The sequence below is a fragment of the Streptomyces asoensis genome, assembly GCF_013085465.1.
In the GTDB taxonomy this organism is placed as follows: Bacteria; Actinomycetota; Actinomycetes; order Streptomycetales; family Streptomycetaceae; genus Streptomyces; species Streptomyces cacaoi_A.
Window position 1 is genome coordinate 5,645,895 of record NZ_CP049838.1, and the last position, 13,838, is coordinate 5,659,732.

The 13,838-nt window shown below is 71.7% G+C and carries 16 protein-coding genes; 9 read left to right on the plus strand and 7 right to left on the minus strand.

Annotated features, from left to right (window positions below; translation table 11 throughout):
• Positions 1 to 16 precede the first annotated feature (16 nt).
• Entirely contained in the window at positions 17 to 1,765 is a 1,749-nt protein-coding gene (locus tag G9272_RS25235) for a bifunctional 3'-5' exonuclease/DNA polymerase (protein WP_171398669.1), read from the minus strand.
• Between the two features lie 81 nt (positions 1,766 to 1,846).
• A complete protein-coding gene (locus G9272_RS25240) occupies positions 1,847 to 2,593 on the minus strand; it encodes a Clp protease N-terminal domain-containing protein (RefSeq protein WP_171398670.1) in 747 nt (248 codons plus the stop codon).
• A gap of 91 nt (positions 2,594 to 2,684) precedes the next feature.
• On the opposite strand from G9272_RS25240, the gene G9272_RS25245 reads away from it, so the two are divergent.
• The gene (locus G9272_RS25245) at positions 2,685 to 3,878 is read left to right on the plus strand and encodes a DUF2786 domain-containing protein (RefSeq protein ID WP_171398671.1); all 1,194 of its coding nucleotides are present in this window, start codon (positions 2,685 to 2,687) and stop codon (positions 3,876 to 3,878) included.
• A 66-nt stretch (positions 3,879 to 3,944) separates the two neighbouring features.
• Here G9272_RS25245 and G9272_RS25250 read toward each other — a convergent pair whose 3' ends face one another.
• The 4 genes from G9272_RS25250 to rpmB form a co-directional block, all read right to left on the minus strand.
• Complete coding sequence (locus tag G9272_RS25250) at positions 3,945 to 4,481, minus strand: DUF4232 domain-containing protein (RefSeq protein WP_171398672.1); 537 nt, start codon at positions 4,479 to 4,481, stop codon at positions 3,945 to 3,947.
• Between the two features lie 181 nt (positions 4,482 to 4,662).
• Positions 4,663 to 5,190 (minus strand): hypothetical protein, encoded by a 528-nt coding sequence (locus tag G9272_RS25255; RefSeq protein WP_171398673.1) that lies wholly within the window; start codon positions 5,188 to 5,190, stop codon positions 4,663 to 4,665.
• A 126-nt stretch (positions 5,191 to 5,316) separates the two neighbouring features.
• Positions 5,317 to 5,622: a 30S ribosomal protein S14 gene (gene rpsN, locus G9272_RS25260; RefSeq protein WP_171398674.1), complete on the minus strand. Its 306-nt coding sequence runs from the start codon at positions 5,620 to 5,622 to the stop codon at positions 5,317 to 5,319.
• A complete protein-coding gene (gene rpmB / locus G9272_RS25265) occupies positions 5,622 to 5,858 on the minus strand; it encodes a 50S ribosomal protein L28 (protein WP_054241771.1) in 237 nt (78 codons plus the stop codon). The genes rpsN and rpmB overlap by 1 nt, the downstream gene beginning before the upstream one ends.
• 74 nt (positions 5,859 to 5,932) lie before the next feature.
• Between rpmB and rpmG the strand changes: the two genes are divergently transcribed.
• The 5 genes from rpmG (at position 5,933) to G9272_RS25290 (ending at position 9,672) form a co-directional block, all read left to right on the plus strand.
• Entirely contained in the window at positions 5,933 to 6,097 is a 165-nt protein-coding gene (gene rpmG, locus G9272_RS25270) for a 50S ribosomal protein L33 (RefSeq protein ID WP_171398675.1), read from the plus strand.
• Between the two features lie 9 nt (positions 6,098 to 6,106).
• Complete coding sequence (locus G9272_RS25275) at positions 6,107 to 6,370, plus strand: type B 50S ribosomal protein L31 (protein WP_171398676.1); 264 nt, start codon at positions 6,107 to 6,109, stop codon at positions 6,368 to 6,370.
• The gene (locus G9272_RS25280) at positions 6,367 to 7,515 is read left to right on the plus strand and encodes a CobW family GTP-binding protein (protein WP_171398677.1); all 1,149 of its coding nucleotides are present in this window, start codon (positions 6,367 to 6,369) and stop codon (positions 7,513 to 7,515) included. Before G9272_RS25275 ends, G9272_RS25280 begins: the two co-directional genes overlap by 4 nt.
• Before the next feature lie 3 nt (positions 7,516 to 7,518).
• Positions 7,519 to 7,809: a 30S ribosomal protein S18 gene (rpsR, locus tag G9272_RS25285; RefSeq protein ID WP_171398678.1), complete on the plus strand. Its 291-nt coding sequence runs from the start codon at positions 7,519 to 7,521 to the stop codon at positions 7,807 to 7,809.
• Between the two features lie 1,644 nt (positions 7,810 to 9,453).
• The gene (locus G9272_RS25290) at positions 9,454 to 9,672 is read left to right on the plus strand and encodes a DUF397 domain-containing protein (RefSeq protein WP_052183895.1); all 219 of its coding nucleotides are present in this window, start codon (positions 9,454 to 9,456) and stop codon (positions 9,670 to 9,672) included.
• Positions 9,673 to 9,818: 146 nt separating this feature from the next.
• Here the strand turns inward: G9272_RS25290 and G9272_RS25295 are convergent, their stop codons facing one another.
• Entirely contained in the window at positions 9,819 to 10,304 is a 486-nt protein-coding gene (locus tag G9272_RS25295) for an ATP-binding protein (RefSeq protein ID WP_028807289.1), read from the minus strand.
• 374 nt (positions 10,305 to 10,678) lie between these two features.
• Between G9272_RS25295 and G9272_RS25300 the strand changes: the two genes are divergently transcribed.
• The 3 genes from G9272_RS25300 to G9272_RS25310 all read left to right on the plus strand — a co-directional run bounded on the left by G9272_RS25300 (position 10,679) and on the right by G9272_RS25310 (position 13,823).
• Positions 10,679 to 11,503 (plus strand): helix-turn-helix domain-containing protein, encoded by an 825-nt coding sequence (locus G9272_RS25300; RefSeq protein WP_171402167.1) that lies wholly within the window; start codon positions 10,679 to 10,681, stop codon positions 11,501 to 11,503.
• A gap of 120 nt (positions 11,504 to 11,623) precedes the next feature.
• Positions 11,624 to 13,084, plus strand: a complete 1,461-nt coding sequence (locus G9272_RS25305) for an aldehyde dehydrogenase family protein (RefSeq protein WP_171398680.1) — start codon at positions 11,624 to 11,626, stop codon at positions 13,082 to 13,084.
• A 97-nt stretch (positions 13,085 to 13,181) separates the two neighbouring features.
• On the plus strand, positions 13,182 to 13,823 hold the full coding sequence (locus G9272_RS25310; RefSeq protein ID WP_171398681.1) for a PadR family transcriptional regulator: 642 nt from the start codon (positions 13,182 to 13,184) through the stop codon (positions 13,821 to 13,823).
• Positions 13,824 to 13,838: the final 15 nt, after the last annotated feature.

Below are 13,838 nucleotides of genomic sequence, written 5' to 3' on the forward strand. Positions count from 1 at the left end.
ACCCGACCAAGCCCGGTCACTTCGCGTCGGCGTAGCACTCCACCACCGCCGTGGTGAACGGAAACCGCACCGGTGTCTCCCCGAACGTCAGCCGCCCGGCCAGGCCGGCCGCCTCCCGGATCGCGGCGACGACCGTATCGGCCTCTTCCTCCGGACAGTGCACGATCACCTCGTCGTGCTGGAAGAAGACCAGCTCGGCCGCCATCCCCGTACAGGCCTGCCGGAGCGCGGCGAGCAGCAGCAGCGCCCAGTCGGCGGCGCTGCCCTGGACGACGAAGTTGCGGGCGAACCGGCCACGCGCGCGTGCGTTGGTCGAGGCGTACCCCGGCACCCACTGCCGGTCGGCAGAGGTTTCGTCGTCTCCGCCAGGACTGCCAGGACTGCCAGGACCGCCGACACCGCCGAGGCCGGCGGAGTCGACGGGGATGCCGGCCTCCTCCGTAGCATCGTCCCCCGCGCCGGTCGCCGGAGGGCAGGTCCGGCCGAGCCAGGTCCGCACGAGCCGCCCCTCCTCGCCGGCCCGGGCCGCCTCGTCGACGTACGCCACCGCGCGCGGGAAGCGGCGGCGGAGTGCGGCGAGGTTCTTCAGACCGTCCCCGGAGGTCTGGCCGTAGACCGCGCCGAGGACGGCGAGTTTCGCCTGGGCGCGGTCGCCGGAGAAGGCGCGGTCGGACACGGACTGGTAGAGGTCGGTCTCCCGGCCGGCAACCTCCATCAGCCCGGGATCGCGGGAGATCGCCGCCAGCACGCGCGGCTCCATCTGGTCGGCGTCGGCGACGACGAGCCGCCAGCCCGGGTCGGCGACCACGGCCCGCCGGATGACCTTGGGGATCTGGAGGGCGCCCCCGCCGTTGGTCACCCAGCGCCCGGTGACCGTGCCGTGCGCGAGGAACTCCGGCCGGAACCGCCCGTCCCGCACCCAGTCCTGGAGCCAGGACCACCCATGAGCCACCCAGATGCGGTACAGCTTCTTGTACTCGATCAGCGGCTTCACGGCCGGGTGGTCGAGGGACTCGATCTCCCAGCGCCGGGTCGACTTGATCCGGATGCCGGCCTGCCCGAAGGCCTTGACCACGTCGGCGGGCAGGTCGGGGCGGACCCGGCGCCCGAAGGCGGCCGACACCTCGTCGGCCAGTTCGGCCAGCCGCCGGGGCTCGCCCCCGCCCGCGTACCGCTCGCCGAGCAGGTCGTGCAGGACCGCGCGGTGCACCTCCGCGCTCCACGGCAGCCCGGACCTGTTCATCTCGGCGGCCACCAGCATCCCCGCCGACTCCGCCGCCGTCAGCAGCCGCATCCGCGCCGGGTGTTCGGCCAGCTCGTGCCGCCGCTGCTGCTCGGCGTAGACGGCGAGGAGGTCTTCGAGCGGCAGCCGGACGGCGGTGTCCTGCGCCTCGAACAGCGAGGACTGCGCGCCGGGCGCGGCGGAGCGCTGCGGCGGGTCCGGCGGTACGGGGCCGCCGCGCAGCCGGGCCAGCGCGGCGGCCGCCGAGCGGGGCTCGCCGGAGCGCCCCTCGTGACCCAGGAGGAGGGTCTCGGCGTCCTCGACGTCGTAGCACCGCTCTACTCGTACCCCCGTGGCGAGCAGGCGCGGATACACCTCGGCCGTGGAACGCCAGACCCACCGGGTGACGTCGGGCCGCTCGCGCACGGCTCGCGCCAGGTCCGCCTCCCGCACTACCGGGCCGGTGGGCAGCCCGCCGGGACCGAGGGGGGCGAGTTCCACGCCACCGTCCTCGGCCGGAGCGAGTGCCCACCGGTCGGCCATGCTGCGAGTGTGGCAGGGGGGTCTGACAACGGCCCTGAAAGCTACTCCTGCCCCTGCCCCTGCCCTTGCCCCTACTCCCGCTTACTCCTGTTCCTGCTCCTGTTCCTGCTTCACCGAGATCGCGGCCAGGACCTTCGCGACGTACCGTTCGGTGCCGGTCTTGTCGATGCCGAGGCCGCTGAGGACGCCCTCGCCGTTCTCGAACTCCAGCAGCGCCAGCAGGATGTGCTCGGTGCCGATGTAGTTGTGGCCGAGACGGAGCGCCTCGCGGAAGGTGAGCTCCAGGACCTTCTTGGCGTCCGGGCCGTAGGGGACCAGCTCGGGCGCTTCTTCCACGGCGGGCGGGAGCGCGGCGGTCGCGGCCTCGCGGACCGCGTCCAGGGAGACGCCCTGTTCGCCGATCGCCTTCGCGGCGAGGGCCTCCGGCTCGGCGAGCAGGCCGAGGACGAGGTGCGCGGGCAGCCCCTCGGCGTTGCCGGCGGTCTTGGACGCGTTGTGTGCGGCCATGACCGCGTTCCGCGCGCGGGGGGTGTAGCGGGTGAAGCCCTGGCTCGCGTCGAGGTCGGCCGACTCCTTCGGCACGAACCGCTTCTGGGCGGCCTGCCGGGTGACGCCCATGCTCCGGCCGATGTCGGTCCAGGAGGCACCCGAGCGGCGGGCCTGGTCGACGAAGTGGCCGATGAGATGGTCCGCCACGTCGCCCAGGTGGTCGGCGGCGATGACGGCGTCCTGGAGCTGGTCGAGCGGCTCGCTGTGGCCCTTCTTGATGGCGTCGATGAGGTCGTCGAGACGGACGGACGAGGTGGTGGCAGGTCGTGGAGACGTCATGTGTCAACCGTAGGTTGACAGTAGGGGGGTGTCAACCCGAGGTTGTCACTCCCGTGGGCTTCGGCGCCGCGCCCCGTGACACGATCGACCGGTGAGCAGCACCGACCACAGCAGCCCGAGCGACGATCCGTCCGACAGCCCGTCCGGCGACTCGTCCGGCGACTCGTCCGGCACCGTCGAACGCGCCTTCCGGGCCGCGCTCTACGACACCGCCGACGCCACCCTCGACACCGGCGCCTCGCTCCTCGCCGCCGACCGCTCGGCGGACGCCGAACTGGTCCGGCGGGGCGCGGAGTTCGTGGCGACGGCCTGGCGGCGGGGCTGGCAGCCCGCCGACCTCGTACGACTCGTACGGCGCGAGCTGGACGACGTCCACGTGGCCCTGGTGACGGAGCTGATCCGCACGCAGGCGCGTGACGACCGGCCGCGCGGGCGGCGCTGGGCGGCCCAGCTGGCGGAGCTGTCCGCCGACACCCCGCCCGCGCCCGCCACCGACCGTTTCTCGCACGCCACCACGGTCCTGGAGCTCTACCGCCTGCTGCTGCGCCTGCCCACCCTCGAACCCCTCCAGGAACCCGAACCGCACCGGCAGGCCCGCCCGGGCTCGCACTCCCGCATGCTCACCCGCATCCGCGCGCTGCTCGCCAAGGCCGAGGCGACCGGGTTTCCGCAGGAGGCGGAGGCGCTCACGGCGAAGGCGCAGGAGCTGATGGCCCGGCACAGCGTCGACGAGGCGCTGCTCGACGCCCAGGCGCCGGCCCCGGACGCGCCGGGCGCCTGCCGGATCGGCGTCGAGCCGCCGTACGAGCAGGCGAAGGCGGTGCTGCTGGACGCGGTCGCCGACGCGAACCACTGCCGGGCGGTGTGGAACGAACCCTTCGCCTTCTCCACGGTCGTCGGCTTCGAGGCCGATCTGGAGGCGGTGGAGCTGCTCTACACCTCGCTGCTGGTGCAGGCGCAGTCCGCGATGGCGAAGGCGGAGGCGGCCCAGCGGGCCGGCGGCCGCAGGCGGACCAAGACCTTCCGGCAGTCCTTCCTCGCCGCCTATGCCCACCGCATCGGCACCCGTCTGGGCGAGGTCACCGCCGCCGCCGAGACCCAGGTGACCGAGGAGCTGCTGCCGGTGCTCGCCTCCCGCGTGGTCGCGGTCACCGCCGCGACGGACCGGATGTTCCCGGAGACCGTCTCCACCCGCCTGCGCGGAGTCACCGACGAGGCGGGCTGGACCGAGGGCGCCGAAGCGGCGGACCGGGCCCGGATGCGATCCCGGCCCCGGCTGCCGTGACAGCCAGGGCTGCCGTGACACCCGCGGCTGCCGTGACACCCCCGGTGGGGGCCGGTGCCCGGTGGATCAGTCGCCCGCCTGCTGGAAGGCGCTCACCGTCGCGTCCGGCACCTTCTCGCTCTTGAGGGCGACATCGCCGTACGACCAGGGGAAGCTCAGGTCGGCCGAGCCGCCCGGCAGGCCGGACTTCACCGTCTTGACGGCGAGGCTCTTGTCGCCGCCGTCCTCGCCGCGCACGTAGGTGATCGTGAAGGTGGCGGTGCCCTGCGCCGGGAGGGTCAGCGCCTGCGCCTCGGCGGCCTCGTCCTTCGGCACGGTCGCGGAGCCGCCGTCGGCGGTGAGTTCGACGGTGGGGAAGCCGTTCAGGGTGCACTCGGCGCCCTTGTTGGTGAGCGTGACGGTGACGTTGCCGCTGTCACCGGCGGCGGGAGCGGCGTTGACGGGGCCGACCTCCTGGCCGAGGTCGCAGGCACTGCCGGTGGAGCCGGTCGACCCGGAGGCCTTGCTCTCGTCGGTGCCGGAGCCGCTGTCGTCCCCGCCGCCGCAGGCGGTGAGGAGCAGGGCCGCGGCGAGAGCGGTGACGGTGATGGGAACGGCGCGCATGAGTGATCCCTAGGGTGTCGTGACGGTGCTCGAAGGATCATCACGCACGCGCGCGTACGTGTGTCGCGCGCCCCCGCTCTCGTGACCGCTTCGCCATCCGGGCCGTCCGAGCCGCTCCGGGCCTGTCCGAGCTGCTCGGGGCCGTCCGAGCCGTTCCGGGCCTCCCGAGAGGCCTTTCGGGCTAGCCGAGGCCGGGCGTCGGCAGTCCCGACGGCCACTGGCCGCTCTCCGCCTTGGCGAACGTCTCCTTGCCGACCGCACCCGACCAGGTGACCTTCAGGGACTTCGCGTCGGCGGAGTCGACCATGCCGGTCGTCCGGTCGTCCGTCCCGCTGGTGCACTTGAGGTGGATCATCTGCATGCCCGCCTCCTCGCCGGCGGTCCCGCTGCACACGGTCCCGCCGGTCACGAAGAGGGCGGCCTGCTTCCCCGTGATGATCAGGGCGACGGCCTTGCCGTCCGTCGTGGCGAGCCAACTGCCCTCCAGCTCGCCGGAGGCGGAGACGGAGGTCGAGGCGGACGCGGAGCCCGTCGCACCGCTCGTGCCGCCGGTCGCCGTCGTGGGCGTCGCCGAGGAGCCGTCGTCGGACCCTCCGTCGTCACTGCACCCCGTCAGCGCGAGTACACCCGCCAGCGTGGCGGCCACGGCAACGGCCGTGGCCCGCACCGGCCGACGGGACGCACCCCGCGAGAAGATCGCCGAAGTCACTGCAAGCTCCCAAGCTGTAGCCGGCCGGCCCGGTCGACCGCACGGACCATGAGGCCGTACGGACCGGTAGGGGACCGCAGCAAGCTACCAGCAAGCCCCGGCAGAACACTGGGGGTGGCCTGTGACCTACCAGGACGACTTCCGGACCCCGGGCAGATGCCCGGCGTGGGCCTGCTCCCGCAGACTCACCCGGGACAGCCCGAATGTCCGGAAGTACCCGCGCGGGCGCCCGTCCACCTGGTCCCGGTTGCGTACGCGGGTCGCGCTCGCGTCCCGCGGCTGTGCATGCAACTCCCGCTGTGCCGCCGCCCGTTCGGCCTCCGTGGACGCCGGTCGTCGGATGATCTCCTTCAGCTCGGCCCGCCGCGCCGCGTACCGCGCGACGGTCTCCTGCCGCTTGTCGTTCTTCGCGATCTTGCTCTTCTTCGCCATCAGATCCGCACCCCCCGCGCGCGGATGCGTGCCACGGCCGCCTCGACGCCGATCGTGTCGACGGTCTTGATGCCCTTCGTGCTCAGTCGCAGCCGTACGTGGCGGTTCTCGCTCGGCAGCCAGTAGCGCCTGGACTGGATGTTCGGGTCGAAGCGGCGTGAAGTGCGCCGGTGGGAGTGGGAGATGCGGTTGCCGAAGCCCGGCTGGGCGCCGGTCAGCATGCAGTGCGCGGACACGGGTGACGTACCTCTCCTCGGTCGATGTCGGGGGCGGTAGTGCTAATGGAATTCATTTTCAGTAAGATAGCAGCATGGCACGCAACGAACTCCGCCCGGTCATCAAGCTCCGGTCCACGGCGGGAACGGGCTACACCTACGTGACCCGCAAGAACCGCCGCAGTGACCCGGACCGCATGACCCTGCGCAAGTACGACCCCGTCGTCGGCCGTCACGTCGACTTCCGAGAGGAGCGCTGAACCACCGCCATGCGCAAGGGAATCCACCCGGCCTACGGTCCTGTCGTCTTCCGTGACCGCGCCGCGAACCACGCCTTCCTCACCCGCTCGACGCTGACCGCCACGACGGGCGAGAAGACCGTCGAGTGGGAGGACGGCAACACCTACCCCGTCGTCGACGTCGAGATCTCCTACGTCAGCCACCCCTTCTACACCGGCACCGCCCGCGTCCTGGACACGGCCGGCCGGGTCGAGCGCTTCGAGCTCCGCTACGGGAAGCGGGGCGGGGCGTGAGCCTGTCGGTCGTGATCGTCGGCGGGCTGCACGCCGACGCCCGCCGGACGACGGTCGCGCGACTGCTCGCCGACGTCCCGGGCAGCGTCGTCCTCCACCACGACCTCGCGACGGCCGTGGCGGGCACGGTCGTACGGACCGTCAGCGACGCCACCGGCATCCTCTCCGCCGGTGAGGCGCCCCTGGTCAACGACTGCGCCTGCTGCGCCCTGCGCGAGGATCTCGTCCCCGAGCTGCGCCGCCTCGCCGACGACGGCACCACGCGTCTCGCGGTCGTCGAGCTGTGGGACTCCGTCGAGCCCAAGGCCATGGCCGAGGTGGTCGTGGCCGGCGGTCTCACGGTCACCGGCGTCGTCACCGCCGTCGACCCGGCGCTGCTCCTGCCCTGCCTCGGCAACGGCGACGACCTCGCCGAGTGCGGTCTCGCCGCGGCCGCCACCGACCGGCGCACGGTCGCCGACACCTTCGCGCGCCAGCTGGAGTACGCGCCCGTGCTGGCCGTCGTCGACTCCGGCGAGGCCGACGACGAGGACCGCGAGCTGCTGGCGCAACTGCACCCGACGGCCCGCCAGGTCCGGATCGGGCCCGCCGACCGTGCGGACGCGCGGTCGGCTCTCGCCCGGGCGGTGCTGGCCGGCTTCGACGTCGAGTCGGCCGCCGCCGCCCAGCACCCGGCCTGCGCGCTGCTGCCCGCCGAGGCCGACGCGCACGGGGTGAGCACCTTCGTCTGGCACCGGCGCCGGCCGTTCCACCCGGAGCGGCTGTACGCGGCGCTGGAGGACCTGACCTGCGCGGCCGCCCGCAGCCGGGGCCGGTTCTGGCTCGCCGACAAGCCCGACGTGCTGCTCCACTGGGACGCGGCCGGCGGAGCGCTGTGCGTGGAGTCGGCCGGTCCGTGGCTGGCGTCCCTGCCCGACGCGGCCTGGGACATGGTGCCGCCGGTGCGCCGTGCCGCCGCCGCGCTGGACTGGCACCCCGAGCACGGCGACTGCTGCCAGCACCTGGTCTTCACGTCCCCCGGCCTGGACCGTGACGGTCTGGCGCGCCTCCTGGAGTCCTGCCTGCTCACCGACGCCGAGTACGCCGCCGGCCGGGCCGCCTGGAAGCGGTTGCCCCCGGCCTTCGACACCCTCCTGGAGGTCTGACCCATGCCCCGCAAGACCGAGCACCGGCCCGCCAGGTCCCGCCCCAACCCGCTCGACCAGGCCAAGATCACGTACATCGACTACAAGGACACCGACCTCCTGCGGAAGTTCCTCTCCGACCGAGGCAAGATCCGCAGCCGCCGAGTCACCCGCATCTCCGCCCAACAACAACGCCAGCTGTCCCGAGCGATCAAAAACGCCCGACAAATGGCCCTACTCCCACACACCCCCACCCCGCCCGCGAGCGCACCCCGCCCACTGACCCACCCTGCCGGGGGCCCGCCTGCCCACTGACCCACCCTGCGCTGGGGGCCACACTGCCCACTGACCCACCCTGCCGGGGGCCCGCCTGCCCACTGACCCACCCTGCCCGGCGGCCCACCCTGCCCGGGCCCCGGCCTGGAGGCCAGCCTGCTCGGAGGCTCACCCCGCCCCGGGGCCCCACCCCGGGCGGGAGCCCAGCCGCCGGGCGGGACCCGTCGCTCACCCCGGCTCCACCCGACCCTGGACAGGAGCCGCTGCACATGACGCCCCTGCCCGGGGCCCCACACCGGGCAGGGCCCAGCCCCCGGGCGGGACCTGTCGCTCGCCCCGGCTCCACCCGACCCTGGACAGGAGTCGCTGCACATGACGCCCCTGCCCGGGGCCCCACCCCGGGCAGGGCCCAGCCGCCGGGCGGGACCTGTCGCTCACCCCGGCTCCACCCGACCCTGGACAGGAGCCGCTGCACATGACGCCCCTGCCCGGGGCCCCACCCCGGGCAGGGCCCAGCCCCCGGGCGGGACCCGTCGCTCGCCCCGGCCCCGGGTAGCACCCACCCCTCGCCGCGCCTCCCCCTCCAGCCCCGGACAGAGACCGCCGCCCCCCCCGCCGGATCGCCGCCCCCGGGCAAGGCCCTGCGGGGCACGCCACGGCCGCCCGGCCCCCGGGCAGGCCCGCCGCACACACCGCCGCCACCGCCCACCGCCACCGCCCACCGCCACCGCCCACCGCCACCGCCCACGCCCCACCGCCACCGCCACCGCCCACGCCCGACCGCCACCACCCACGCCCGACCGCCACCACCCCCTTCCGCATCTGTCCTGTACACGTCCTCCTCGTCCACTCAAGCCCCGCCCGGGAGTAGCCCCATCCGTACTCCTGGCCCCGTCACTTCCGTACTGGCAGCTCATCACCCGTACGAGCGAATTCACCTACGCCGTCTACTCGCCCTGGCCATTTGAAGCGGCCGTCGGCCGGACAGTTAGCCGAGTCGTCGCTACGGCGTCGGGCCGTTTACGCCCCGCCCTCGCGACCGACTTCGCCGTCCTGCGCGGGGGTGGGGGCTTGTCGCCGTCGATCGTTGTCGCCCTGGGTGCTCCGGTTCCGGCCGGGGGCGACGGAACCGGTCGCGGTGTTCTCGGACGGACAGGTGTCGGGGGGTTTCGGTGGCGGACGGGATGCCCGAGGTGGGCCCGGCCGCCTCACCCGCCCGCCGCCCCGCGGCACTGGCGCACACCGGGCGGAGTCACATCCGGAGGGGCGGCCTACCGTGCCGAGCGGATGACGGGCATCCGCCGGAACCGCTCCCTTCGGGACGGCCCCGCAGCCGGACGCCGGCCCCCGCCGCCCGATCCGTTGCCGTGTCGACGGAACAGGACGGCCGTGCCACGCGTCTCTTCCTAGTGCACGAGTGGTTCGATCCGGACGACTTTCACGTGGACCTGACGGCGACCGCCGACCCGGACGTGCGGGGCGGAACGTCGGGTAAAGCGGGCGTCAAAGCTGTAACCAGGCAAGCACCCCGCGTGCACGTGCATCTGCTCATGCGGCTGCACATGAACGGGGTTATGATCCGGGACAGTTGACCACGGCACCAATGGCCACACGAGCCAGTGCACCACCAGGGAGCGACCTGTGGACCACCACGTTGACGGGGGGCACGACGTGTACAACGGCATGACGGCCACACAGCTGTACGGGGTTGCCTGGCAGAAGAGCCGGCACAGCAACTCGCAGGGTTCCTGCGTCGAGTTCGCCCGGCTGCCGGGCGGTGACGTGGCCGTGCGCAACTCGCGTTTTCCCGACGGTCCCGCACTCGTCTACACCCGCGCGGAGATCGAGGCGATGCTGCTCGGCATCAAGGACGGCGAGTTCGACCACCTGATCGCGAGCTGACGTCCCTCGACGTCCTCACCGTCTCCTCACCCTCTTCTCGGCCTCTCCTCCGCCTTTCTTCCGCGCGCACCGGGATTTCGGATTTGTCGCGTGAAAACGGTGGGCAACGCGCGTAGAACCGCGGCGTCAGAGTGCGCCGCGGTTCGTCATTCGGCAGGCGTGTGCAGCCGGAAGAGCGCCCAGACGACCTTGCCGCCCAGGCTGCCGGAGAGCGGGTGCCAGCCCCAACTGTCGGCGAAGGAGTCGACGAGGAACAGGCCGCGGCCCGACTCCGCCGAGAAGTCGTCGCTCTCGCGGGGCAGCGGACTCTCGCGGCTGGGGTCGCGCACCGCGCACACGAGCCGCTCGGTCCACCGCATCAGGTGCAACCGCACGGGCGGATGCTGCCGGTCCGGTACGTGCGGGACGTCGTCGGAGGACAGTCCGTGCCTCAGGGCGTTGGTCACCAACTCCGAGACGACCAGACAGACATCGTCGAAACGGTCGCCGACGTCCCACTGGCCGAGGGTTCTCTTGGTGAACTGCCGGGCCTCGCGCACCGCTTCGAAGCGGGCGGGCAGCGCACATGAGGCGGCGTTGGACACGGCCGCGGGATCAAGCGGCGGAAGGCCCTGCCGTAACGGCTCGAGCATGGTCGATCCATTCGTCCCCATGCGAGGCACTCCCGGGATTCGCGGTCGTTGCGATGCAGCGGTGGCGCGAGACCATGCTTTCCGATGCGCACTGCGGATGCAAGGGCAGATGCACGTGCACGTGACCGAAATGGACCTGCCCGTACCGCTTCTTGGCCATTTTTTCCGCCAACTTCTCGCTCATCAGGGCCACTTCCCTTGCTTTCCCCTCACTGTTCCCTCGCATCGCGCTGTACGTATCCTTTGTCTTCTTTCCATCTCTGTAATCGGACGAGTACTGCTCGAAGTGTTTTAGTGGCAGACTGCGGCCCCTAAGACGGTTGGGGAGGCTGGCGAACGTGAGCGCGGGAGAGCCCGGATCGGTGGTGCGGCGGATGCTGCTCGGTTCGCAACTACGGCGACTGCGTGAGGCACGCGGCATCACGCGCGAGGCGGCGGGATACTCGATCAGGGCCTCGGAGTCGAAGATCAGCCGGATGGAACTGGGCCGGGTGAGCTTCAAGACCCGGGACGTGGAGGACCTGCTGACGCTGTACGGCATCACGGACGACACCGAGCGCCAGGCGCTCGTCGGACTCGCTCGTGAGGCCAACGTGGCGGGCTGGTGGCACAGTTACTCGGACGTCCTGCCCAACTGGTTCCCCACCTACGTCGGCCTGGAGGGCGCCGCCGCGCTGATCCGGGCGTACGAGGTCCAGTTCGTGCACGGCCTGCTCCAGACCGAGGCGTACGCCCACGCGGTCGTCAGCCGGGGCATGAAGGGTGCGAACGCGGCCGACATCGACCGGCGCGTGGCGCTGCGTCTGGAGCGGCAGAAGTACCTCGTCGCCGAGAGCGCCCCCGACTTCCACATCGTCCTCGACGAGGCGGCGCTGCGCCGGCCGTACGGCGACCGCGAGGTGATGCGTGGACAGCTCCAGCATCTGATCGAGATCTCCGAGCGCCCCAACGTGCGGCTTCAGGTGATGCCGTTCAGCTTCGGCGGGCACTCCGGTGAGTCCGGCGCCTTCACCATCCTGAGCTTCCCGGAGTCCGACCTCCAGGACGTCGTCTACCTGGAGCAGCTCACCAGCGCCCTGTACCTCGACAAGCGTGAGGACGTCGCGCAGTACGAGCAGGCGCTGAAGGAGCTCCAGCAGGACAGCCCCGGACCGGACGAGAGCCGGGACCTCCTGCGCGGACTGATCCAGCTGTCCTAGGGATTCCCCTAGAGCTCCTGGATCGGCCCCAACTCCCTTGAAACCCCCGTACGATGACGTGTGATCAGATCGTGATGCCGATCGATCGAAGCCGATCGCAGCAGGGGATTGAGGGATCACATGACGTCCTACTTCACTGACCTGGCCCAGCAGTACATCGACGGTAAGTGGCGTCCTGGGACCGGGTCCTGGGACATCATCGACTTCAACCCCTACGACGGCGAGAAGCTGGCCTCGATCACCATAGCCACCGTCGAAGAGGTCGACGACGCCTACCGTGCCGCCGCCCGCGCCCAGAAGCAGTGGGCCGCGACCAATGCCTACGCCCGCCGTTCGGTCTTCGAGAAGGTGCTGCGGCTGGTCGAGGAGCGCGAGGCGGAGATCAGTGAGGTCCTCGTCGCCGAGGCCGGCGGCACCTTCGGCAAGGCCGCCTTCGAGCTGCACCTCGCCAAGGAGTTCCTGCGCGAGTCGATCCACCTGGCGCTGCGTCCCGAGGGCCGCATCCTGCCCTCGCCGATCGACGGCAAGGAGAACCGCGTCTACCGGGAGCCGGTCGGCGTCGTCGGTGTGATCAGCCCGTTCAACGTGCCCTTCCTGCTGTCGCTGAAGTCCGTGGCTCCCGCGCTGGCCCTCGGCAACGGTGTGGTGCTCAAGCCGCACCAGAACACCCCGATCGCCGGCGGCACCGTGATCGCCAAGCTCTTCGAGGACGCCGGTCTGCCCCCGGGTCTGCTGAACGTCGTCGTGACCGACATCGCCGAGATCGGCGACGCCTTCCTGGAGCACCCGATCCCGCGGGTCATCTCCTTCACCGGTTCCGACAAGGTCGGCCGCCATGTCGCCACCGTCGCCGCCTCGCACTTCAAGCGGTCCATCATCGAACTCGGCGGCAACAGCGCCTTCGTCGTCCTCGACGACGCCGATGTCGACTACGCGGTCGACGCGGCCGTCTTCAGCCGCTTCGTCCACCAGGGCCAGGTCTGCATGGCCGCCAACCGCGTCCTGGTCGACCGCTCGCTCGCGGACGAGTTCACCGAGAAGTTCGTCGCCAAGGTGAAGACCCTCAAGGCCGGCGACCCGCGCGACCCGCAGACCGCCATCGGCCCGGTGATCAACTCCCAGCAGGCGGAGGCCGTGACCGGCGCCGTCGAGCAGGCGATCGCCGAGGGCGCGACCGCCCTGCTGCACGGCACGACGACGGACAACCTCGTCGAGCCCTCCGTGCTGGCCGGCCTGCCCGCCGACTCCGCCCTGCTCCAGCAGGAGGTCTTCGGCCCGGTCGTCTTCATCAACACCTTCGACGGCGAGGAGGAGGCGGTCCGCATCGCCAACGACACGCCGTACGGCCTCAGCGGCGCCGTCCACACCGCCGACATCGAGCGGGGCGTCGCCTTCGCCAAGCAGATCGTCACCGGCATGTTCCACGTCAACGACGCCACCGTGCACGACGAGCCGATCGTCCCCTTCGGCGGTGAGAAGAACTCCGGCGTCGGCCGCCTCAACGGCGAGACGACCCTGGAGGCCTTCACCACCACGAAGTGGATCTCGGTCCAGCACGGCCGCAGCGGATTCCCGTTCTGAGCCGCCCGACCCCCTGAGGGGCGGCGCTTCGGCATCACGGCGGACATGGGCCCGGGCACCTGACGGGCGCATGTCCGCCACGCCATAACCTGGGCGCATGTCAGCGATCCGTCTTCTCGTGCTGGGCGCCGTGCGTCAGCACGGGCGGGCCCACGGCTACCAGGTGCGCGGCGACCTGGAGTACTGGGGCGCCCACGAGTGGTCCAACGCCAAGCCGGGCTCGATCTACCACGCCCTGAAGCAGATGGCGAAGCAGGGCCTGCTGCGCGAGCACGAGACGGCCCCCTCCACCGCGGGCGGTCCGCCGCGCACCGAGTACGAGATCACCGAGGCCGGCACCGAGGAGTACTTCAGGCTGCTGCGCGAGGCGCTGACCTCCTACGACCAGAAGACGGACGTGAAGTCGGCGGCCATCGGCTTCGTGGTCGATCTCCCGCGCGCGGAGGCCGTGTCGCTCCTCAAGGAGCGCATCCACGGCATCGAGGAGTGGCGCTCCGCCGTCACCGAGCACTACGTCCCCGAGGACGGGCCGGAGCAACTGGGCCACATCGGGGAGATCATGAACCTCTGGATCCACACGGCCGACGCCGAGGCCGCGTGGACGCGGGGCCTGATCGCGCGGATCGAGCGTGGCGCGTACACCTTCGCGGGGGAGGGCGAGCCGTTCGTCGGCGTCCTCGCGGAGGGCGAGGAGAACCCGTACGCCACGGATGAGCGGCATCCCGGGGATACCCGCTAATCAAGTTTGACGAGT

Coding starts and splice junctions, on each gene's coding strand:
- G9272_RS25290 (WP_052183895.1), top strand. CDS start 9,454: ATGACGGCCACACAGCTGTACGGGGTTGCCTGGCAGAAGAGCCGGCAC.
- G9272_RS25305 (WP_171398680.1), top strand. CDS start 11,624: ATGACGTCCTACTTCACTGACCTGGCCCAGCAGTACATCGACGGTAAG.
- G9272_RS25310 (WP_171398681.1), top strand. CDS start 13,182: ATGTCAGCGATCCGTCTTCTCGTGCTGGGCGCCGTGCGTCAGCACGGG.
- rpmG (WP_171398675.1), top strand. CDS start 5,933: ATGGCACGCAACGAACTCCGCCCGGTCATCAAGCTCCGGTCCACGGCG.
- G9272_RS25235 (WP_171398669.1), bottom strand. CDS start 1,765: ATGGCCGACCGGTGGGCACTCGCTCCGGCCGAGGACGGTGGCGTGGAA.
- G9272_RS25250 (WP_171398672.1), bottom strand. CDS start 4,481: ATGCGCGCCGTTCCCATCACCGTCACCGCTCTCGCCGCGGCCCTGCTC.
- G9272_RS25295 (WP_028807289.1), bottom strand. CDS start 10,304: ATGCTCGAGCCGTTACGGCAGGGCCTTCCGCCGCTTGATCCCGCGGCC.
- G9272_RS25275 (WP_171398676.1), top strand. CDS start 6,107: ATGCGCAAGGGAATCCACCCGGCCTACGGTCCTGTCGTCTTCCGTGAC.
- rpsR (WP_171398678.1), top strand. CDS start 7,519: ATGCCCCGCAAGACCGAGCACCGGCCCGCCAGGTCCCGCCCCAACCCG.
- G9272_RS25300 (WP_171402167.1), top strand. CDS start 10,679: ATGCTGCTCGGTTCGCAACTACGGCGACTGCGTGAGGCACGCGGCATC.
- rpsN (WP_171398674.1), bottom strand. CDS start 5,622: ATGGCGAAGAAGAGCAAGATCGCGAAGAACGACAAGCGGCAGGAGACC.
- G9272_RS25240 (WP_171398670.1), bottom strand. CDS start 2,593: ATGACGTCTCCACGACCTGCCACCACCTCGTCCGTCCGTCTCGACGAC.